Annotated in this window: 19 protein-coding genes; 13 read left to right on the forward strand and 6 right to left on the reverse strand. The window is 70.4% G+C overall.

Annotation, left to right across the window (positions count from 1 at the left end; genetic code table 11):
* Window positions 1-701 precede the first annotated feature (701 nt).
* From AB0N27_RS16540 to AB0N27_RS16595, 12 genes are read left to right on the forward strand one after another with little or no spacing between them, the layout of a single operon-like run.
* Window positions 702-1,163, forward strand: a complete 462-nt coding sequence (locus AB0N27_RS16540; protein ID WP_364370781.1) for a hypothetical protein — start codon at window positions 702-704, stop codon at window positions 1,161-1,163.
* A gap of 59 nt (window positions 1,164-1,222) precedes the next feature.
* Window positions 1,223-2,098 carry a hypothetical protein gene (locus tag AB0N27_RS16545; RefSeq protein WP_364370784.1) on the forward strand — a complete coding sequence of 292 codons (876 nt, stop codon included), beginning with the start codon at window positions 1,223-1,225 and terminating at the stop codon, window positions 2,096-2,098.
* Entirely contained in the window at window positions 2,095-2,754 is a 660-nt protein-coding gene (locus AB0N27_RS16550; protein ID WP_364369560.1) for an SAF domain-containing protein, read from the forward strand. Before AB0N27_RS16545 ends, AB0N27_RS16550 begins: the two co-directional genes overlap by 4 nt.
* Window positions 2,755-2,756: 2 nt before the next feature.
* A complete protein-coding gene (locus AB0N27_RS16555) occupies window positions 2,757-3,557 on the forward strand; it encodes a ParA family protein (protein ID WP_364369563.1) in 801 nt (266 codons plus the stop codon).
* Window positions 3,547-5,094, forward strand: coding sequence for an ATPase, T2SS/T4P/T4SS family (locus tag AB0N27_RS16560; protein WP_364369566.1), 1,548 nt, complete (start codon window positions 3,547-3,549; stop codon window positions 5,092-5,094). The genes AB0N27_RS16555 and AB0N27_RS16560 overlap by 11 nt, the downstream gene beginning before the upstream one ends.
* Before the next feature lie 4 nt (window positions 5,095-5,098).
* Entirely contained in the window at window positions 5,099-6,001 is a 903-nt protein-coding gene (locus AB0N27_RS16565) for a type II secretion system F family protein (RefSeq protein ID WP_364369569.1), read from the forward strand.
* A complete protein-coding gene (locus tag AB0N27_RS16570; protein ID WP_364370787.1) occupies window positions 6,001-6,870 on the forward strand; it encodes a type II secretion system F family protein in 870 nt (289 codons plus the stop codon). The genes AB0N27_RS16565 and AB0N27_RS16570 overlap by 1 nt, the downstream gene beginning before the upstream one ends.
* A gap of 26 nt (window positions 6,871-6,896) precedes the next feature.
* The gene (locus tag AB0N27_RS16575; RefSeq protein ID WP_364369572.1) at window positions 6,897-7,106 is read left to right on the forward strand and encodes a hypothetical protein; all 210 of its coding nucleotides are present in this window, start codon (window positions 6,897-6,899) and stop codon (window positions 7,104-7,106) included.
* A 10-nt stretch (window positions 7,107-7,116) separates the two neighbouring features.
* Window positions 7,117-7,566: a TadE family protein gene (locus AB0N27_RS16580; RefSeq protein WP_364369575.1), complete on the forward strand. Its 450-nt coding sequence runs from the start codon at window positions 7,117-7,119 to the stop codon at window positions 7,564-7,566.
* On the forward strand, window positions 7,563-8,030 hold the full coding sequence (locus AB0N27_RS16585; protein ID WP_364369577.1) for a TadE/TadG family type IV pilus assembly protein: 468 nt from the start codon (window positions 7,563-7,565) through the stop codon (window positions 8,028-8,030). Before AB0N27_RS16580 ends, AB0N27_RS16585 begins: the two co-directional genes overlap by 4 nt.
* A 53-nt stretch (window positions 8,031-8,083) precedes the next feature.
* Complete coding sequence (locus tag AB0N27_RS16590; protein WP_364370790.1) at window positions 8,084-8,455, forward strand: hypothetical protein; 372 nt, start codon at window positions 8,084-8,086, stop codon at window positions 8,453-8,455.
* 16 nt (window positions 8,456-8,471) lie between these two features.
* Window positions 8,472-9,575 carry a LysM domain-containing protein gene (locus AB0N27_RS16595; protein ID WP_364369580.1) on the forward strand — a complete coding sequence of 368 codons (1,104 nt, stop codon included), beginning with the start codon at window positions 8,472-8,474 and terminating at the stop codon, window positions 9,573-9,575.
* 48 nt (window positions 9,576-9,623) lie between these two features.
* On the opposite strand, the gene AB0N27_RS16600 is transcribed toward AB0N27_RS16595, so the two are convergent.
* Window positions 9,624-10,475, reverse strand: coding sequence for a Rieske 2Fe-2S domain-containing protein (locus tag AB0N27_RS16600; RefSeq protein ID WP_364369583.1), 852 nt, complete (start codon window positions 10,473-10,475; stop codon window positions 9,624-9,626).
* Window positions 10,476-10,657: 182 nt separating this feature from the next.
* Here AB0N27_RS16600 and AB0N27_RS16605 point away from each other — a divergent pair, with 182 nt between their 5' ends.
* A complete protein-coding gene (locus AB0N27_RS16605) occupies window positions 10,658-11,461 on the forward strand; it encodes a crotonase/enoyl-CoA hydratase family protein (protein ID WP_364369586.1) in 804 nt (267 codons plus the stop codon).
* Between the two features lies 1 nt (window position 11,462).
* Here AB0N27_RS16605 and AB0N27_RS16610 read toward each other — a convergent pair whose 3' ends face one another.
* The 5 genes from AB0N27_RS16610 to AB0N27_RS16630 form a co-directional block, all read right to left on the reverse strand.
* Window positions 11,463-15,101 carry a discoidin domain-containing protein gene (locus AB0N27_RS16610; RefSeq protein WP_364369589.1) on the reverse strand — a complete coding sequence of 1,213 codons (3,639 nt, stop codon included), beginning with the start codon at window positions 15,099-15,101 and terminating at the stop codon, window positions 11,463-11,465.
* Window positions 15,102-15,269: 168 nt separating this feature from the next.
* Window positions 15,270-16,922 carry a glycoside hydrolase family 13 protein gene (locus AB0N27_RS16615; RefSeq protein WP_364369592.1) on the reverse strand — a complete coding sequence of 551 codons (1,653 nt, stop codon included), beginning with the start codon at window positions 16,920-16,922 and terminating at the stop codon, window positions 15,270-15,272.
* A 98-nt stretch (window positions 16,923-17,020) separates the two neighbouring features.
* Complete coding sequence (locus AB0N27_RS16620) at window positions 17,021-17,908, reverse strand: carbohydrate ABC transporter permease (protein WP_364369595.1); 888 nt, start codon at window positions 17,906-17,908, stop codon at window positions 17,021-17,023.
* A gap of 13 nt (window positions 17,909-17,921) precedes the next feature.
* Complete coding sequence (locus AB0N27_RS16625; protein ID WP_364369598.1) at window positions 17,922-18,878, reverse strand: sugar ABC transporter permease; 957 nt, start codon at window positions 18,876-18,878, stop codon at window positions 17,922-17,924.
* Window positions 18,879-18,955: 77 nt separating this feature from the next.
* Window positions 18,956-20,335 carry an extracellular solute-binding protein gene (locus AB0N27_RS16630; RefSeq protein ID WP_364369601.1) on the reverse strand — a complete coding sequence of 460 codons (1,380 nt, stop codon included), beginning with the start codon at window positions 20,333-20,335 and terminating at the stop codon, window positions 18,956-18,958.
* Window positions 20,336-20,431 lie beyond the last annotated feature (96 nt).

Consider the following 20,431-nt stretch of genomic DNA (forward strand, 5'->3'; position numbering starts at 1 on the left):
TGCCACGTCGGCCGCCCCGCTCGCTCGAAGCTCCCCGCCAACGTGAACACGGATCGTGACTGAACCATCGCTTCGGTGTAGCGGATGGCGCAGAAAGCGACCTGCGCGCCGGGCCGCCGGAGGCCGCCGCCTTCGGTGCCCGAGCCGGCGGTCCGGACGACCCGCCGGACTGGCCGTCCGGCCGAGAGTGCCCGCGCGATGCCGGGATGACGCCGCGATGTCCCACTCCCGCTACCGGCGGAAGGGCCGGCGGGACTCCACCCGACGCGGCGACGCCCGATCGGCGACGGCCGCCCATTCGGCCATTGATCGGGATGCAGCACGGACACCCGCCACCACCACCTGACATCACGGAACGTGTTCGCTTGAATTACCTCTGTTGTATCGGCGGTCGTCAGCTTATGCTCGCCCCTTGAGTGTGACGCAAGCCTCACTACAACAACTGGACGACACAGGACCTTGCATTTGTAGAAGATCCGTAACGGTGAATGCAGAAGCGCAATGCCCAGCTCCGGATGTGCTGATCCGGGCGCGCTTCCGCATGCCCTGCGCCGGTGATCGGTCACCGCGTCGGGCGACCACGAGGAGGCTCGACGGTGCGCGGACGGCAGCTCAGACGAGCGGCAATCTGCCTGCTGGCGGTCGTGGCGGCGGTACCTGTCACGGCCTGCGCCAGCGGACGGGAAGTCGCCGAAAAGCCGATGGCGGCCCCCCAGGAAGGGCAACGGACCGATCCCGATGTCGAACGGCAGGCCGCAGAAAAGGCCGCGCTGGCCGCGTACTCCGGTTATCTCGCGGCTTCCCGTACGGCGAGCGTACGCAGTGATCCGCGCGCGCCGGAACTGTCCCGTTTCCTCGCTGATCCACTTCTCACCCGGGTCCGGTTGTCCATTCACGAGGCCAAGGAGCACGGCGCTATGCGTACCGGGACTGTGAAGTCCGACCCGACCGTGACGGCGGTCAGCCTGGACGCGACCCCGGCCACAGTGGACATCCAGGACTGCCTGGACACGAGCGCGTACCGGCTGGTCTACGCCAAGGACAGACGGGTGGTCCCGGGCAGCGGCGGCGGCAAACACCTCTCCACGGCCACCGCCACCCGCTATCCGGACGGCCGCTGGCTCATCAACACCGGCTCGACCCACCGGGACCAGCCGTGCTGACCCGAGCAGGAGGGGGTACGCCCGGCCGGGCCCTCGCCGGGATCGGGCTCGCGCTGCTGCTGGTGATCGGCGGCACCCTGCCGGCCACCGCCGCCCGACGCGCCGACCCGGGGGCCAGCTGCCCGCCCGACCAGCCCGACTGCAGCGTCTGGGACGACGAACCCGGCACTCCCGGCGGCGGTGGGGACAACGGTGGCGGCGGCGGGAACGACGGCGGTGGTGGAGGCGGCGGGGTCTGCCAGTGGGACGGAAAGACGATCCCCTGCTACCACCCTGTGCTTGGCTGGTTCAACAACGGCGACGGCTGCTACTACAAGCTCGAGGAGCCGCAGCCGGCCAACACTCCCGAGGGCAAGCAGTGGTACCTGCTCACCTGCAACGGCGGTGACCAGGGCAGCCAACGCGAGGAACTGCGGGACGCGCCACCGGCCGGGTACGGCGCGCCGCCCGACCCGGAGGAACTGGCCCGTCGCGCGCTGGCGTCGATCAAGCTGCTACCGGCCCGACTGCGCGTCGCGCCCCGCAAGGACGTCGGCCCCGGCCTGGTCGGGCTGCCGGTGTGGATGTGGGCGACCCCGAGCCCCAGCTACTTCGGCCCGTTGCGCGCGTCCGCGTCCGACCGTGGCCTGGCCGTCTCCATCGAGGCGAAGGTCGACCGGATCGTCTGGGACATGGGCAACAAGAAGGACACGGTCACCTGCACCGGTCCCGGCACCCCGTACGACGCCAAGGGCAGTTACGCCGGCAGACCCTCCCCGGACTGCGGCTTCGACAAGGGCTACCAGAAGGCCGGCACGTACCGCGTCGGCGCCACGACGCACTGGACGGTGCGCTGGTGGACCGACGACGGAAGCGCGAACGACGAGATTCAGGTGACCCGGACCAGCGGCACCGTTCCGATCCAGATCAACGAACTCCAGGTGGTCACCAGATGAGCCTCGCGACGCGCAACGGGACCGGATCGGTCGACGCGCCGATCACCCCACCCAAGGTGGTCCGGCAGCGCCGGGTACGCCCCGGGCTGTTGGGTCTGGCCGTACTCCTGATCGCCCTGGGCGGGTTGGGTGCGGCGTTCGCGGTCACCTCGGTCCGCGCCACTGGCAGCTACCTGGCGGTGGCCCGGCCGGTGGAGGTCGGTCGCGAGATCGGCACCGCCGACCTGATCACCGTGCAGGTCGCCGGCGGGCAGGGGCTGCGGCCGGTACCCGCCAACCGGCTCGACGAGGTGGTCGGCAGGCGGGCCGCCGTGGCGCTGGTGCCGGGCACCCTGCTCACGCTGGCGCAGATCACCGACGATCCGCTTCTCGGGCCCGGCCAGCAGCAGATCGCGCTGGGCCTGAAGACCGCACAGGTGCCGGCCCGCAGACTGCACCCCGGGGACAAGGTCCTGCTGGTCAGCACCCCGGACAGCAACGCCAACGGAGAGTCGGCCGCCGCCGGCACCCGCTTCTCGGCAACCGTGATCGACGTGGTCAACCAGGCCAACGACGACCAGGTCGTCTACCTGGCGCTCACCACCAGGGACGTGCCCGCTGTGGTGGCGCTCGCCGCACAGAAGCGGCTCGCCGTCGTCCTGACCGAGGCGGCCTGAGCATGGCCATCGTCGCGCTTGTGTCCGCGAAGGGTTCGCCGGGCGTCACCACCTCGGCGCTCGCCTGCGCGTTGACCTGGCACCGCCGGCTGGTGCTCGCCGAGTGCGACCCGTCCGGCGGCTCGATCCTCGCCGGCTACCTGGGTGGCCAGTTGGACGGGCCACGCGGCCTCGGTGAGCTGGCCGTGGGTGAGCTGCGCGACGGCAACCTGGAGACCGCGTTCTGGTCACAGCTCGTCGACCTGGACGCGCCGCGCCGCGAACGGCTGCTGCTGCCCGGGCTCGTCGACCCGACGCAGGCCGGCAGTGTCACACCGCTCTGGCAGCGCTTCGCCGACTACTTCAACGCCCTGGACCGCGGCACCCCCGGCTACGACGTCCTCGTCGACTGCGGCCGGCTACACGTCGCCGGCCCGCCGTGGCCGCTGCTGCGCGCCGCCTCGGTGGTGCTGCTGGTGACCCGCGCCCACCTGCCCGACCTCTCCGGAACGCGGGCCGTCGTCACGGCGCTCGAACGGGACTTCGCCGAGCACCGGGTGCCGCCGGGCACCCTGCGGCTGCTGCTGGTCGGTGACGGGCACGGCCGGGCGGAGATCAGCCGTACGTTGAAACTGCCTGTCATCGCCCGGCTGCCGCACGACCCGCGTACCGCAGGGGTGCTCCGCCTCGGTGGGACAGTGCGGTCCGGACGGCCGCTGCTGCGCGCGGCGGCCGCGTTGGAGGTGCCGATCGGCGCCCTGCTCGAACGCCGGCAGGCACGGCTTGCCTGGCCCGTGCAGCAGGGAGTGCCGGATGCGGTTTGAGCCGGTCTCCGCCGACCCGCGCCGGCAGCCGCCTGGCGCCACCTCCACCGCGCCGCCGCTGCCCGCACCGAACGGCCGCCACCAGCACCAGTCCGTGTCGACGCCACCGCAGCCGCCCACGGCCGGCCCGCGACCGCCGGAGCAGCCGTTGCGCCCCCGGATGGACTTCCAGGTCGTCCGGGAGCTGCGCCGGGAACTCACCGAACGGCTCACCCTCTGGCAGCGCGGCCGGGAGTTCACAGTCGACGAGGAGGACACCGAGCGGGCGCGGCTGGCCGTCACTGTCGTCGCCGAGTACGCCGACGCGGTCCGCCGGGCCGGCACCCCGATGGCCGCCGACGAGGAACGACTGCTGCTCGACCAGGTGACCGCCGAGCTGGTCGGCCTCGGCCGGCTGCAGACCCTGCTGGTCGACGACACGATCGAGGAGGTGCACATCCTCGGCTGCGACCAGGTGCGCATCACCAGGCACGGCGGCGGGGTGGACTGGGCCGAGCCGATCGCCGACAGCGACGCCGAACTGGTGGAGATCCTCCAGGCGGCGGCCCGCCGGGCCGGCGCCACCGAGCGGTCCCTGTCGACAGTGAAGCCCACCCTCGACCTGCAACTGCCCGACGGCAGCCGGCTGGCCGCCGTGTTCCTGGTGAGCCACCGCCCGTACGCGGTCATCCGCAAGCACAACACGCTCGACGTGAGCCTCGACGATCTGGCCGGCGCCCGGGGTGACCTGGACGAGATGATCGACCCGCTGCTGCGTGACTTCCTGCGCGCGGCGATGCGCGCCGGGCTGAACATCATGGTCGCCGGGCTGGCCGGTGCCGGTAAGACCACGATCATCCGGGCGTTGATGAACGAGATCCCGCCCGACGAGCCGTACGTGCTGCTGGAGGAGAGCCGGGAACTGCTACCCGCCCGCCGCCGCGAGCGGCACCGGGCGGTGATGAGCTTCGAGGCGCGCGAGGGGCACGGCGAACGCGGCTTCGACGGCCGCCCGGCCGGTGAGGTGACGATCGCCGACCTGATTCCGCTGTCGCTGCGGATGGGCGTGCTGCGGATCATCGTGGGTGAGGTGCGGTCCCGGGAGATCGTGCCGATGCTCCAGGCGATGACCACGAGCCGGGGTTCGATGTGCACCATCCACGCCCGTACGGCCGCCGGTGTGGGTGAACGGATCGTGGAGCTGGCGTTGGCGCACGGCCGCGAGATGACAGTCGACCAGGCCCGCCGGATGGCCGGCAACGCCCTCGACCTGATCGTCTACGTCACCGTCGAGGACGAGACGGCGATCGGCGGACGCAAGCACCGGTTCGTGTCGCACGTGGAGGAGGTGATCGGGGCCGGCGAGGCTGGCCGGATCACCACCACCACCGTCTTCGGCCCCGGCCCGGACGGTCGCGCTGTCCCCCGGCACCTGCCCGAGCGCGTCCGCGACCAGTTGCTGCGGGTGGGTTACGACGTCCGGCTGCTGACCCGGTGGATCGAGGCTGGTACGGGCGCCTGGCGTCGCGCCCGGCAGACAAGACTGGCCCGGCGGTGACGTGATGGGAAACAGCCTGGAGTTGGTCGCGGTGGTGTCCGGCGCCGCGTGTGTGGCCGGGCTGCTGCTTGCCGTTGTGGCGTTGATCGGCACCCGCCGGCCCGCCGGCCGGTCCCCGGGCGCCGGGCCGGGCCTGAGCCGGCTGTGGCGCGGCCCCGGCAGCACTCCCGCCGAGCAGCGCAGCTATCAGGCCCTCCTGGTCGCCGCGGTGATCGCCGGAGCGTTCGCCTTCCTGCTGACCGGGCTGCCGGTGGTGGGCCTGCTGGTGGCCGTGGCGGTGCCCGGCACGCCGTGGCTGTTCGGCGTGGGCAAGGCCGAACAGCGGGCGATCGCCCGGATCGAGGCGGTCGGCGAGTGGACCCGCCGACTCAAGGACGTCTCCAGCACCGGGCAGGGCCTCCAACAGTCGATCATCGGGACGATAGGCAGCGTTCCACCGCGCATCGAGGACGAGGTCCGGCTGCTCGCCGCCCGGCTCCAGGCCGGCTGGACCGCGCGTTCCGCGCTGCTCGCGTTCGCCGACGAGATCGGCGATCCGGTCTGCGACCAGGTGGTCGCGGCGCTGATCCTGCACCTCAGCGACAGGGGTGAACGGCTGGGTGACGTGCTCGGCTCGATCGCCGGCGCGGCGGCGGCCGAGGTCGCGACCCGTCGGGAGATCGAGGCCAAACGGACCCAGCCACGGTTCGCGGTCCGCTTCCTCACCGGCATGACGCTTGCCACCCTGGCGTACGGGCTGATCAACACCGAGTACATCAAGCCGTACGGGACCCCTGTCGGCCAGGTGGTGATGGCCGCCCTCGGTGCCGCGTTCATCGCCCTGCTGGCCTGGGTGCGGTCGATGAGTCAGCCGCAGCGACCGGCGCGCTTTCTGCCCGCACCCGACCCGGACGAGGTGATCGCGTGATCGTCAACTGGCAGTTGGCCATCGCGGTGTGCGGCGGGTCGGCGATCGGGCTCGGCCTGTTCCTGGTGGTCCGGGAGTTGGTGCCGGCGACACCGGCGCTCGGCCCGGCGCTGCGTCGGCTGCACCAGCCTCCGGGCATCGGGCGGATCCCGACCCCCGCGTCCCGCCGGCTGGAGTGGATGACCGGGCTGTCCCGCTGGTTGCGACCGCCGCACCGGCAGCTCGCGCTGATCGGGCAGACCCCCGAGCAGTACGCGCTGTCGGTGCTGTTGTCGGCGCTGATCGGGCTTGCCCTGCCGACTCTGCTCGGGGTGGCGCTGCTGGCGTTCGGTGTCTCGTTTCCGCTCGCCGTACCGGTGCTCGGCAGTCTCGGCCTGGCGCTGATGGCCGGCCTGCTGGCCCACCGGTCGGTGCTGGCCAAGGCGGATGCCGCCCGCGACGAGTTCCGCCAGGCCGTGTGCACGTACCTGGATCTGGTGGCGTTGCAGCTGTCCGCCGCGCACGGGCCGGTGCAGTCGCTGGAGCGGGCGGCGGCGGTCTGCGACGGCTGGGTGTTCGACAGGCTCCAGGAGTCGTTGCGGATCGCCCAGATGCAGATGCACGCGCCCTGGGACGAGCTGCGCGACCTCGCCGACAAGATCGGCATCCCGGAGTTGGGCGACGTCGGCGCGATCATGCGTTCCTCCGGCAGCGAGGGCGCGCAGGTGCACGAGACCCTGCGCAGCCGGGCCGACTCGCTGCGCGACCAGATCCGCACCGACAACCTGGCCCGCGCCGAGGGGGTGACCAGTCGACTGGACATTCCTGGGGCGCTGCTCGTCTTCGTGCTGCTCGGCTTCGTCGTCTATCCGTTCATCGCCCGTATCTGACCCCCGTCCGCACAAAGGAGTACGCCATGTCCATCCTCAGCTATCTGCACGTCGTGGTGACGACGCGCCTGGCCGAGCTGAGCCGTGACGGCGAGCGCGGCGACAGCCCGGTGCCGACCGCCGTGATCATCTTCGGTCTGGTCTTCGTCGCCACTGTCGTCACCGGCCTGGCCCTCGCCAGGGCCAACAACTGGATGACGAACATCCCGACCTTCTCGAACCCGACGGCCCCCTAGCAGCCACCGGATGTGCCACGCCGCGTTCCCGAGGTGGCGCCGGGCGGTGATCGCCGTCCGGCGTCGCTTCGCGGCCGGTGACCGGGAGCGGGGGGCCAACCCGGTGGAGCTGGCCGTGATGATGCCGGTCATCCTGGTGCTGCTCTTCGGCTCGATCCAGGTCGCGGCCGTCTTCCTGGCCCGCTCCACAGCCCTGAACGCCGCGCAGAGCGGCGTCAACGCCCAGCGGGTGCAGCAGGCGGAGGACGGCGCCGGGGTGGCACGCGCGACCCAGTTCCTCGGCAACGCGGGCGGCTGGCTCGTCGGCTGGGACACCCCCGGACCGACCTGTGTGATCACCGACGCGGACACCGAGGTGACCTGCACGGTCACGGGTCGGTCCCTGTCGGTCATTCCGGGTGTGGACTTCGCGGTGCAACAGACCGCCCACGGAACCGCGGAAAGGGTGACCCAGCCGTGAACCGTACCGCCGAGCGGGGCTCGGTCTCCATCGAGGTGGCGGTGCTCGCGCCCGCGTTCATCGCGCTGATGGTGCTGGCCGGGGTGGCCGGTCGCAGCGCGGTGGCGGCGGAGTCGCTCGAGACCGCCGCACACGACGCGGCGCGCGCCGCCTCGATCTCCCGGGACGCCGACACCGCCCGGACGGCCGCCGTGGAGGCCGCCCAGAAGCAGTTGGACTGGCACGGGCTGGCCTGCTCCAACACCCTCAACCCCACGTTCGCCGGGTCGGTGGCCGGCACCGCGACCAGCTTCGAGGACGCGTTCAGCAGCCCGGTCGGTGTGAACGCCACGGTGACCGTGCGGATCAGTTGCCTGGTGTCCTTCCAGGACGTGTCGCTGGACGTCCTCCCCGGGATGCCGACCGAGAACCTGATCACGGCGACTTTCACGTCGCCGTTGGACCGGTACCGGAGCCGGAAGTGACCAGGCCAACCAGCGGGGACGACGGCCGGGTGAGCATCTTCCTGGCGGTGGCGATGCTCGGCGTACTGGCAATCGTGGGCCTCTCCTTCGACGGCGCCGGGCAGCTGCGCACCCTGCAACGCGCCGACAACCTGGCCGCGGAGGCGGCAAGGGCCGGCGGTCAGGCCATCGACCGGGCCACCGCGATCGAGGGCGGCCCGAAACGGATCGACCAGCCGGAGGCGACCGCGGCGGTCGCCACGTACCTCACCTCCGCCGGCACCACCGGCCACACCGTGAGCTTCCCGCAGGTCGGCGGAGAAACCCTGATCCGGGTGACAGTCACGGTCACCTACCAGCGCTCGATGCTCGGGCTGCTCGGCTTCCCCCAGACGGTCACCGTCACCGGCGAAGCGACCGCGCGGGCCGTCACCGCAGGACCGTAGGAAGGGAGAGGCAGCCATGCCCGCACCTGGTGGTTCCGTCGTACGGCGCACCGGACGCATCCTCACCGGCGTCGGCGCGCTTGTCGTACTCTGCGCGTTGCTGGCCGGCGCGCCGATCGCGCTCATCGCCTTCGCCGGCAATCCACTGCCCGACCATCTGCCCACCATCAGCGAGGTGGGCACCGCGCTGACCAGCCGGGACGACGGTCAGCTCTTCCTGCGGGCACTTGCCCTGGCCGGCTGGTTCGGGTGGGCCACGTTCGCCTTCTCGGTGCTCGTCGAGTTGGGCGCGCAGACCCTGCGCCGACCCGCCCCGAAACTGCCAGGGATGAGCCGTCAGCAGAAGGCCGCCGCCGCACTTGTCGGCTCGGTGGCGCTGATCCTCGCCGCCAGCCCGGCCGCCGCCAGCGCCGCAGCGGTCCACGCCGGCCCGGCGTACGCCCAGCCCGGCGCGCCGGCCGTCACCACCCTGGCCGCGACGACAGGCGCGACGGCGCCACCCGACACGACGGCGTCCGTGTACCGGGTGGCGCGGGGCGACTACCTGGGCGAGGTGGCCGAGCGGTACCTCGACGAGTTCGGCGACTACCGGCAACTCGCCAAACTGAACAAGCTCGACGACCCGGACAAGATCCGTCCCGGCCAACTGCTCCGGTTGCCCGCGGAGGCCGCCGACCAGGGCAAACGGCCGCACGCCACGGGTCGGGTGGTGAGCCGACCCACAGCGCCGAAGCCGCCGGCACCCCGCCCGGCGCCCGAGCGGACCGCACCGCGGCCGGTGGATCCCGCGCCAACCGGCGGTACGGAGTCGGCCGGTCAACCGCCGACGATGACAGTCGGCGCGGCACGGGCCGGAGCCACCGACCGGGTGAACCGTCCGCTGGCGGTCTCCGCCGTACTGGCCGTGGCGAGCATCGTCGGCGCCCAGATCGGCGCGGTGCTCGGGTTGCGCCGCCGCCCGGCAACCGCTGGTGCGGCACCGCGCCTGGCGGCCTCGTCGAGGACCGCCGGCGGCCGCGCGGCCCCCAGCAGTGGCCGGACCGGCGGGTTGTTCACCGGTGGGCACGGTATCGAAGACGTGCCGGACGGTCCGGATGTCGGCCGTCACCGGCGAAGCTGACCCCGCGACGATCGGCCCGTCGGCGAGTTGCCCGAGAGTGACGGACGGTCAGGGCAGGCGGGTCTGGAGCACGCCGTTCTCGATCCGGGTGGGCAGGATCTGCTGGTCGTTGCCGGACGGCCCCTGTACGACCTCACCGCCGTTGAGCCGGAACGCGCTGCCGTGCCACGGGCAGACGACGCAGGCGTGGCCGTCGATCTCCTGCACGTCGCCCTCGCCGAGCGGCCCACTCTGGTGCGGGCAACGCTCAAGCATCACCGTGACCTCGTCGCCGTGGCGGTAGAGGATCACCGAGACGTCGTCCACCTCACGGGTGATCAGAGTGCGTTGCGGCAGGTCGGCCATGTCCGCCAGCGAGTGCCAGCCGTCGCTGATCCGGTGCAGCTCGGACACGCTCTGGTTGACCTGCGCGCCCTGCTTGTACGCCAGGTGACCGCCGATGTAGGCGCCGAGGCTCACCGCGGAGAGGCCGAGGAAGCCGAGGGTACGGCCGACGCCGTGCCGCCCGGACAGCCGCGCGGCCAGCGAGCCCGCGTAGAGGCCGACGCCCACCGTGTTCGCGGCGGCGTGCACCAGGCCGACCCGCCGCTGGTCGCGGGACAGGGCTGCCCAGTCGTTGAGCCCGGCGACGGCGGCCGGCACCGCGCTCACGGTGCCGAGGCCGACAAGCATGGTGGCGGGTCGGCGCTGCCCGGGCATGAGGTCCAGCACCGCGGCGCTGATCCACGCGCCGACCGGCACCTGCACCATGGCCGGGTGCAGCGGATGCCCGAGGGTCACCCCGTGCAGCAGGTCGCGCAGCCGGCGGGGCCGCAGCGTCCCCAGGACGATCTTCTGCAACCGGTCACCCGCGCGGTCCAGCCGGGAGTCCTGCTCAACTTTCGTCAAAAGTGCTCGCACGAGTACCGACTTCCCGGCGATCGCCGTCGCAAACCGGTCGCCAACGACAAACCTGCCCCGCTCACGCCGCCGATCTTGCGGCTTCTGCTCCGATATCTCGGGGCACAAGCCGCGAAACGCCATCCGAGAGTGCAAGATCGACGGAGATTGTGGGGGTGGGGTGGGGCGGGCAGGATGGAGCGGTGAGCGTACGGGTGGAGCGGGTCGGGGCGGTCAGCACAATCGTTCTCGACCGGGCCGCGGCGGCCCGGAATGCCGTGGACGGGCCGACCGCCCGGGCGCTGGCGGACGCCTTCCGGGCCTTCGACGCCGACCCGGACGCGGCGGTGGCCGTGCTGTGGGGTGCGGGCGGCACGTTCTGCGCCGGTGCCGACCTCAAGGCGATCGGCACACCGAGCGGCAATCGCGTCGAGCCCGAGGGGGACGGACCGATGGGTCCGACCCGGATGACGCTTAGCAAACCGGTGATCGCCGCGATCTCCGGGTACGCGGTGGCCGGCGGGCTGGAGTTGGCGCTCTGGTGTGACCTGCGGGTCGCCGAGTCCGACGCGACACTCGGGGTGTTCTGCCGCCGCTGGGGCGTACCCCTGATCGACGGTGGCACTGTCCGGCTGCCCCGGCTGATCGGCGAGAGCCGCGCCATGGACCTGATCCTCACCGGCCGTGCGGTGCCGGCGGACGAGGCGTACTCGATGGGGTTGGTCAACCGGTTGGTGCCGCCCGGCCAGGCGCGGGCCGCGGCCGAGGAGTTGGCGGCGGCGATCGCCAGGCATCCGCAGACCTGCCTGCGCAACGACCGGGCGGCTGTCCTGGCCGGCGCCGGCCGGACCAAGGCGGAAGCCATGGCGACCGAGTTGGCGTACGGGATGGAGTCGCTGGCCACCGACGCGGCGGCCGGGGCGGCCCGGTTCGTCGCGGGCGAGGGCCGGCACGGCACGACGCCGCCGGGAGGGTCGGGCCTCCCGACGGCGTCGGCTACCGGGTGAGTCAGTTGCGGTTGATGGTGAAGGTCGACGTGGTGTTCTGGATGTCCACCGCGTTGTTGCTCAGCCGGAGGTTGTTGAAGGTGACCGACCCGACGGCCGGCCCCTGCCCGGTCTCCGGCATCGGGTTCGCCCAGATCGCGAAGCCGGACTTCGCGTCGTAGGCGTCACCGCTCTTGCGCGCCCCGCTGATGGAGATGTTCGTGAACACCGTGTCGGTGATCGGGAACTGCGGCTGCCCGTTGAGGTAGTTGGTCTGGAACATGATGCCGCTGTAGGTCGGGTCGACGATGTCGACGTCGCTGACCCGGATGCCCTGGAACACCTTCGAGGCGGAGAAGACCCAGATCGCCGGGAAGGTCTGCGCGCCCCAGAAGTGCCCACCGGCACGCACGATCGAAATGTTCTCGAACCGGGTGGGCGGGCTCGCGCCGAAGCCGTTCATCGGGTAGCCGAAGTCGAGCGAGCTGATGGTGATGCCGGAGTAGACGAGCGTGTCCGCGATGTAGATGTTGCGGAACGTGTTGCCGTAGCCGCCGTACACGGCCACACCGGCGGCCCGCCAGGTGAGCGTCGACGTCAGGTTCTCGTAGACGTTGTCCCGCATGTCGGCGCCGCCCGCGTCGATCGCCGAGAACAGCGCGAAGCTGTCGTCGCCGGTGGCCCGGGCGTCGTTGTTGCTGACCAGGTTGTTGGTGCTCCCGTTTGTCATGTTGATGCCGTCGGCGAACATGTTGCGGATCCGGGAGTTCTTGATCGTCATGTAGTCGGTGTTCGCGCCCCAGTAGAGGCACACCATGTGCTCGTTCCAGATGTTGTCGATCACGATGTTCGACACGTTGGCGAAGTCGAACACCTTGCCCGGACCGTCGATCCGCGAGGTGTAGTTACCGAAGTAGGCAAAGTTCTTGAAGGAGGAGTTCGCCGCCGAGTTCTCGGCCCGGAAGCCGATGTCGGTGTTGTCCTGGCCCGCCGGGGCGTTGAACCGGGTGTACCAGGGGCCGGCGCCGGTCACCTGGACCGCCTTGCCGTACACCTGGAACTTGGACGAGGTGGAGTAGTTGCCGGCCGGCAGGTACACCCCGATGAGGTTGCCTGTGGTGTCCATCCGCACCCGGTCCAGGGCGTCCTGCACGTCCTGGTGGGTGAAGCCGCTCGGCGTGGTGTAGCGCGCCGGGTCCGGGTTGGCGATCGGCGCCACCTGCTCGGTGTTGATGAAGTCGATGGCGTACGTGGTGGTGTTGGCCGGGTCCTTCTGGAGGCGGATCTTGCTGCCGGCCGGGACTGTCGAGTTGAGCATGACGTTTGCTTCGTCGTAGATGTGCCGGGGCCCGCCCGCGCTCGGCGAGTTGCCCGGACTTGTCTCGTTGCCGTACAGCCAGGCGTAGCGGGACGTCAGGTCGATGGCCTTGTGGAACGTGCCGTTGACGTAGACGTTGAGCGTCGAGTTGATCCCGCCGCCGCCCGCGGCGTCCGGGATGGAGAAGCGGGTGACAAGCGTGTTGGTGCTGGCCCGGGTGGTGAACTCGACGTAGCTGCCTGTCGAGTTGAGGGTCACCGCCCGCCGACCGGACGCCTCGCCGGCCAGGTCGCCGACCTCCCGGTTCGGCCCGACGACGCTGGCGCCGCCGCCGACCACGCCGTCCTCGGCCTCGTACATGTCGTACGGCATGTTGGCGCCGCGCCCGACGAAGAGCGGCCGGTCGCTCGTGTTGTTCGCCTGCTTGACGGGCAGCTCGTTGGCGTCGGTGGCGAGCACCACCCGGACGGTGTACTTGCCGTTCGCGGCGGTCCAGGTGCCCAGGTTGACCGGGCCGACAGTCGCACCGGCGTTGATCACGCCGGAGTACGAGCCGGTCAGCGTACGGACGGCGGTGCCGGACTCGTTGAGCACGGTGAGGGTGATGCCGTGCGCGCCGGACGCGGACGCCTGGTTGCCGGCGTTGCGGATCGACACGGAGAAGGTGACAGTGTTGCCGGCCGACGGGTTGCCAGGTGACCAGCCGACCGCCGAGGCGACCAGGTCGGAGCTGGCGACCGCGCTGACCACCAGCGGGCTCGGGTTCGTGTTGCTGTTGTTCGTGTCGTCCTGCTCGACGACCGTGTTCGACTCGTCGACCTTCGCGCTGAGCGGGTAGCTGCCCGCGTCCCGGGTGCCGATGCTGGCGGTGACTGTGGTCGAGGCGCCGGCCGCGAGGGCACCGACGGACGCGGTGCCGACCCGGGTGGAGCCCAGGTAGAAGTTGACGTTCGTCGCGCCGGAGGCGGCCGAGCCGGCGTTGCGGACGGTCGCGGAGAGGGTGATGCTGCTGGTCTCCACGGGCGCGGACGGGCTGAACGACATGCCGGTCACGGTCAGGTCCGGGTTCGGCGCGGGGGTGCCGAAGACCTGGAACTCGGCCACCTGCCCGGCCGGGGCGCCGGTGTTCGAGGCGATCGAGAGCCGTACGTCGGCCGCCGCGCCGGAGACCGGGATGGTCACCGTGTTGCCGCTGCCCGGGTTGAAGGTGTAGTTCGCCGCGCCGACCAGCGTGGTGAAGCTCGACGAGCCCTGGTCCCGGCCGAGCACCGTGATGTTCTGGGTACGCGTGCCCCAGGCCGAGTCCGGGTTGAGCTTCAGCACGATCTGGCTGAGGCTGGCGTTCGCGCCGAGCTGCACGGTGAGCGTGCTCGGGTTGCCGTTGCCCTCCCAGTAGGTGGCCACGTTGTTGTCGTTGGCGTTGGTCGCCACGAACGTGTGCACGTACCCGGAGGCGGTGATCGGCTTGCCGACCGCCAGGTTGGTGCCGGTCGGCGGGGTGCCGGTGCCGGTCCGCGTCACCGTGTTGCTGTTCGCCGACTGGTTGCCGGCCGCATCCTTGGCCCGGACGTAGTACGAGACAGTGGCGCTGTCGGGTTGACTGTCGGTGTACGTGAGCGTCGAGCCGCTGACGCTTCCGCGCAGTGCGCCGTTGGCGTACACGTCGTAGCCGGTCACCCCGACGTTGTCGGTGGACGCCGACCAGGTGAGCCGGACCTGACCGCTGGCGGGTTGGGTGTAGGCCAGGTTGCCGGGGACGCTCGGCGCCTGGGTGTCCGTGCTGCCGCTGGCGCCGTACACCTCGACCTCGGAGAACTGCGCGGCCGGCCAGCCGGTGTTGCCCGTGACGTGCACCCGTACGTAGCGGGTGCTGGCGGCGGTGAAGCTGACGGTGGCGGTGTTGCCGCTGGCCGGGTTGAAGGTGTAGCCGGCGGACGCCTTCAGGGTGGTGAAGGTCGAGCCGTTCGTGGAGCCGAGCACCGACAGCGTCTGCGTACGGGTCTGCCAGTCCGACGCGGGCGGCAGCTTGAGCACCACCCGGTCCACGTTTACCGTGGCGCCCAGGTCGGCCTGGATCCACTGCGGGAAGGCGTTGTTGGCGCTCTCCCAGTAGGTGGACGCGTTGCCGTCGTTGGCGTTGCCCGCCACGTAGTTCTGGTTGTAGCTGCTGGCGGTCATGGTGGCGGAGACCCCGGCGAGCAGGGCCATCCGGGTCGCGGACGCGTCGACCGCGGGTGCGGCGCCGGCCGTGGGGGTGACGACAGGGGCTGCGGCGAGGAGCATTCCGGCGAGCGCGCCGGCGAGCAATCTGCGGGTTCGTCTGGTGACAGTTGTTCTGGACATGGGGTCGCTACACCTCTTTCGGGGGTGGTGTGGGTGCGGTGCCCGGCGACGGGTGCGGGGGATGCCCGTCGTGGTGCGTGTCCCCTCGGTCCTCCTTTCGTGCGCGGCGCGCGGGGTGGTGGGTGGTGCCGGCCGTCGGGACGGGACCGCCGGCACCACGGCTGTGGGTCAGGTCCGGGTGGCGCCGTCCGCCGCGGGCAGATCGGCGGTACGCAGCCAGACGGCCGTGTCCGACGGCAGCAGCCCGTCGTCTAGCGGCCCGCTGGCCAGCAGCAACCGCGCGTCGGCGGGTATCGCCACCGGCGCGTCGGAGAGGTTGACGAGGCAGCGGAAGCCCTCGCCCCTACTGAACGCGAGCACCCCGTCCGGGGCGGGCAGCCAGCTCAGCTCGCCATCGCCGAGGGCCGGTTCGGCCCGGCGGACCGCGATGGCCGCCCGGTACAGCTCAAGCATCGAGGCGGCGTCGCCGGTCTGCGCCCGAGCCGTGCGGTCCTTCCAGTCGGCGGGTTGGGGCAGCCACGGCGCGGGCGAACCCTCGGGGCTGAACCCGAACGGCGGCTCGTCGCCGGTCCACGGCAGCGGTACGCGGCAGCCGTCGCGGCCGGGGTCGACGCGGCCGGAGCGTTCCCACATCGGGTCCTGGCGCATCGCGTACGGGATGTCCTCGACCTCGTAGAGGCCCAGCTCCTCGCCCTGGTAGACGTAGGCGGCGCCGGGCAGCGACAGCGACAGCAACGCGGCGGCGCGGGCCCGGCGGGTGCCCAGTTCCAGGTCGGTGGGGATCCCCTCGCGCTTCGCGGCGAAGCTGAACGTCGTGTCGGCCCGGCCGTAGCGGGTGACGTGCCGGGTGACGTCGTGGTTGGAGAGCACCCAGGTGGCCGGAGCGCCGACAGGCGCGTGGGCGCTCAACGTCCCGTCGATGCTCTCGCGCAGCGCCGAGGCGTCCCAGGCGCAGCCGAGGAAGTCGAAGTTGAACGCCGCGTGCAGCTCGTCCGGGCGCAGGTAGTTGGCGAACCGCTGCCGGTCCGGGAGCCACACCTCACCGATCAGGGCCCGGTCCGCGTACTCGTCGGCCACCCGCCGCCAGCCCCGGTAGATGTCGTGCACGCCGTCGAGGTCGTGGAACGGGTGCGGCCGGTCCGGCAGGACCTCGGGCAGCGTCCCGTCCTTGACGAGCAGACCTGCCGAGTCGATCCGGATGCCGTCGACGCCCCGGTCGAACCAGAACCGCAGGATGTCCTCGAATTCGGCGCGTACCCGTGGGTGGTCCCAGTTGAAGTCCGGCTGCTGGGGCGCGAACAGGTGCAGGTACCAGTCGCCGGGCGTGCCGTCCGGGTTGGTGGTCCGGGTCCAGGTCTCGCCACCGAACTCGCCGATCCAGTCGGTGGGCCGCTGGTCGCCGTTCGGGCCTCGGCCGGGCCGGAACCAGAACAGGTCCCGTTCGGGCGCACCCGGGCCGCCGGCGAGCGCCGCCTGGAACCACGGGTGCGCGTCGGAGCAGTGGTTGGGTACGACGTCGACGATGGTCCGGATGCCGAGCGCGTGGGCCTCCGCGATCAGCGCCTCCGCCTCGCCCAGCGTGCCGAAGACCGGGTCGATGTCGCGGTAGTCGGACACGTCGTAGCCGGCGTCGGCCATCGGCGACGGATACCAGGGACTGAACCAGATGGCGTCGACGCCAAGCGCGGCCAGGTGATCCAGTCGGGACCGGATCCCGGCTATGTCCCCGATTCCGTCGCCGTTTCCGTCGGCGAAGCTACGCGGATACACCTGGTAGATAACCGCTCCACGCCACCACGGACCACTGTCTGCTGTGGACACGAGCACCTGCTTTCTGGATCAGTACGTCGGCGGTTTCGCCGGACCTGGATATGTGTCGGGCGAACTGTCGTTGTTCACCGCGGGAGGTGCGCTGCTGGCTACCCCTTGATGCTGCCCGTGGTCAGGCCGGACATGATGTTCCGTTGGAAGATCAGGAAGATGATGACCGTCGGGATGGCGGCGATGACCGACGCGGCGATCACCACGTTCATCGGCGTGCCACCGGCGAAGGTGTAGATGCCCACGCTCACCGTCCGGGTCTCCGGCGAGGGCATGACCAGCTTCGGCCAGAGGAAGTCCTTCCAGACCGCCGTGACGGCGAAGATGGAGACCACGCCGAGGATGGGACGCGACAGCGGCAGGATGATCGACCACAGCGTGCGCAGCGACGACGCCCCGTCGATGAGAGCGGCCGCCATCAACTCCTCCGGAATCGAGTCGAAGAACCGCTTCAACAGGAAGATGTTGAACGCGTTGGCGACAAGCGGCAGCCAGATGGCGAACGGCGAGTCGAGCAGGTTGATGTGCAGGATCGGCAGGTCGAGCACTGTCACGTACTGCGGGACGATGAGCACCATCGCCGGGATCATCAGCGTGGCCAGCATGAGGCCGAGGATCACGTTGCCGAAGACCGGCCGAAGCTTGGACAGGGAGTAGGCCGCCGCGCTGTCGAGGACGAGTTGGAACAGCACCGCGCCCATCGCGTAGTAGAAGGTGTTGAACAGCAGCTTGGCGAGCGCCAGATTGTTCCAGGCGTCGATGTAGTTCTGCGGCTGCGGATCCTTGGGGAACAGCGACGGTGGCGTCTGCGCGATCTCCTGGCCGGACTTGAGCGCGCCGGTGACCATCCAGTAGAGCGGCCCGAGGAAGACAAGCGTGAAGCCCACGACGACGACGATGAGCAGCGTCCAGTAGATGACCTTGCCGCGCCCCCGGCTGATCTGCGTGTGCGAGATGAGGGTCCGGGTTCCGGAATCCTGTGCCATTGCCCGCCCCGTCCTAGTCCTGTTTCGCAGTGAGCCGCACGTAGACGGCGGAGAAGCCGGCCAGCACCACCAGCATGATCACACCGAGCGCCGCGGCGCCGTTGAGATCGTTCTGGAAGAAACCGTGCTGGTAGATGAGGTACGCCACGGACGTCGCGGAGTCCTCCGCGCCCGCGCCGTTGGCGAGGATCAGCGGCTCGATGAAGAGCTGCATCGTGGCGACGATCTGCAACATCGCCAGCAGCGCGAGGATCAGCCGGGTCTGCGGGATCGTCACGTGGCGGATGCGCCGCCAGATCCCGGCGCCGTCGAGTTCGGCCGCCTCGTACAACTCGCCGGGGATGTTCTGCAGGGACGCCAGGTAGATCAGCACGGCGCCACCCATGTTCATCCAGGTGGATGCGATCACCATGGCCGGCATCGTCATCTCGGGCGACTGCATCCACTGCGACGTGGGCAGGTGCAGCTCCTTGAGGATCGCGTTGAAGAGCCCCGCCTCACTGGGGTCGTACGCGTAGAACTTGAACAGGAACAGCGCCGAGGCGGGCGGCAGCATCACCGGCAGGTAGACCAGGATCCGCAGGTACCCCTTGGCGTGGCGGAACTCGTTGAGCAGGATCGCCACGAAGAACGGCACCGCGTACCCGAGGACGAGCGCCAGCACCGTGAAGTAGAAGGTGTTCTTCCAGGCGGGCCAGAAGCTGGGGTCGGCGATGATGCGTGTGTAGTTGTCCCAGCCCACCCAGGTGGTTTCGCCGCGCCGCGTGCGCTGGAAGCTCATCACGACGCCGCGCACCATCGGGTACCAGGAGAAGACGACGAAGCAGAGCACCGCGCCGATCAGGAACGCGTGACCCGTGAGGTTGTCCCGTACCTTGCGGCCGAGGCTCGTGCGCTGCGGCCCCGACGGGTACGGCGACGGCGGACGGCCCGCTTTCCGAGGGATCTGCGGGACGGTGGTGATCGCCAAGGCAACTCTCCTGGGTGAGTCGGTGCGGCGTGGACGGTGTGGGGGCCGGATCGGCGTGCCGGCCCCCACACGATCGGTCAGCTCTCCGCGGCGAGGAGCTGGTTGACCTTCTCCTCGGCGGTCTTGAGCAGCGCGTCGATGTTCGCGTTCGGGTTCGTCAGCACCCCGGACATCGCGGCGTCGAGCACCGCGTAGATCGCCTGCGCGTTGCGCGGCTCACCCTTGATCGGCACCGGGGTCGCCTCGAAGAGCGCGAAGTTGGCGGTGTCGACGTTCGCGTTCGCCTTACGCAGCTCCAACTCCTGCTTCTGCGCCTCGCTGCCGTTGGCGAAGAGCAGCGGCTGGGGCAGACCCACCGGGTAGTTCTGCGGCTTGGCCCGGACGTAGTCGAACTGGCCCTTGCCCGGGGTCAGCTTCTGGTACGCGATCCACTTCATGCCGGCCTTGACCTGCTCCGGGGTGAGGTCCTTCTTGAAGAAGTAGCCCTCGCCGCCACCGAGCGTCCCCTTGGCCGGACCGTCCTGGCCGGGCAGCGGGCTCATCGCCCAGTCCTGGAACTTGCCCTGGAACTGGCTGACGATCGCCTGGGTGGCGTCCGGCGCGCCGATGAACATGCCCACCTTGCCCGCGCCGGCGTTCGTCAGCAGGTCACCCCACTGGAGGAGCTGACGGGAGCCCATGCTGTTGTCGCCGTACCGCATGTCCTTGAGGTTCTGCAGGACCTGCTTGCCCATGGCGTTGTTGAACTCGGCCTTCTTGCCGTCCTCGGTCAGCACCCGCCCGCCCTGCGAGTAGAGCAGCGCGGTGAAGTGCCAGCCGCCGGTGTTGCCGGCGCTGTACTCCGAGTACCCGGCGATGCCGTTGCCCAGCGCGGAGATCTTCTTGGCGGCGGCCCGGACGTCGGCCCAGGTCTTCGGCGGGTTGTTGACGTCGAGCCCGGCCTGCTGGAACAGGACCTTGTTGTAGACCAGGCCCATCGAGTAGTTCTTCACCGGGACGGCGTAGAGCTTGCCGCCGTCGGTGAAGACCTCCTTGAGCGCCGGGTCGACGCTGTCCCAGGTGGGGATGTTGTCCTTGTTGGCGTACTGGGTGATGTCCATCGCCTGGCCGGAGTCGAGCACCTGCTGGACGTCGGTCATGTAGCCGTAGAAGACGTCGGTCACGGTGCCACCGGCGAGGCGGGCGGTGAAGTCAGGCGGGTTGTTGCACTGCTCGCCGACGCTCACGCTCTTGACGACGATGTCCGGGTTCAGCCGCTGGAACTCGGCGACGTCGTCGTTCCAGTTCTTCAACAGCTCTTTCTGGGCGCCGACCGGCTGGCAGTCGACCGTGATGGTGACCTTGCCGCCGGCGGTCGTGTCCTTGTCGCCGCTCTTCGTGGAGCACGCCGTGAGGCTGAGCCCCAGGCCGGCCACGAGCGCCAGCGCCGCAGCCTTTCGGTATTGCGGTACGGACATCTGTCCATCCCTTCGGGAACGGGTGTCTCCAAGGTTTCGCTGATCTGCGGTGATGCGACCTGACGCCCTGTAGCTGCGCCGGAGCCAGGTGTGAGT

This window comes from Micromonospora sp. NPDC093244 (genome assembly GCF_040683695.1).
Lineage (GTDB): Bacteria > Actinomycetota > Actinomycetes > Mycobacteriales > Micromonosporaceae > Micromonospora.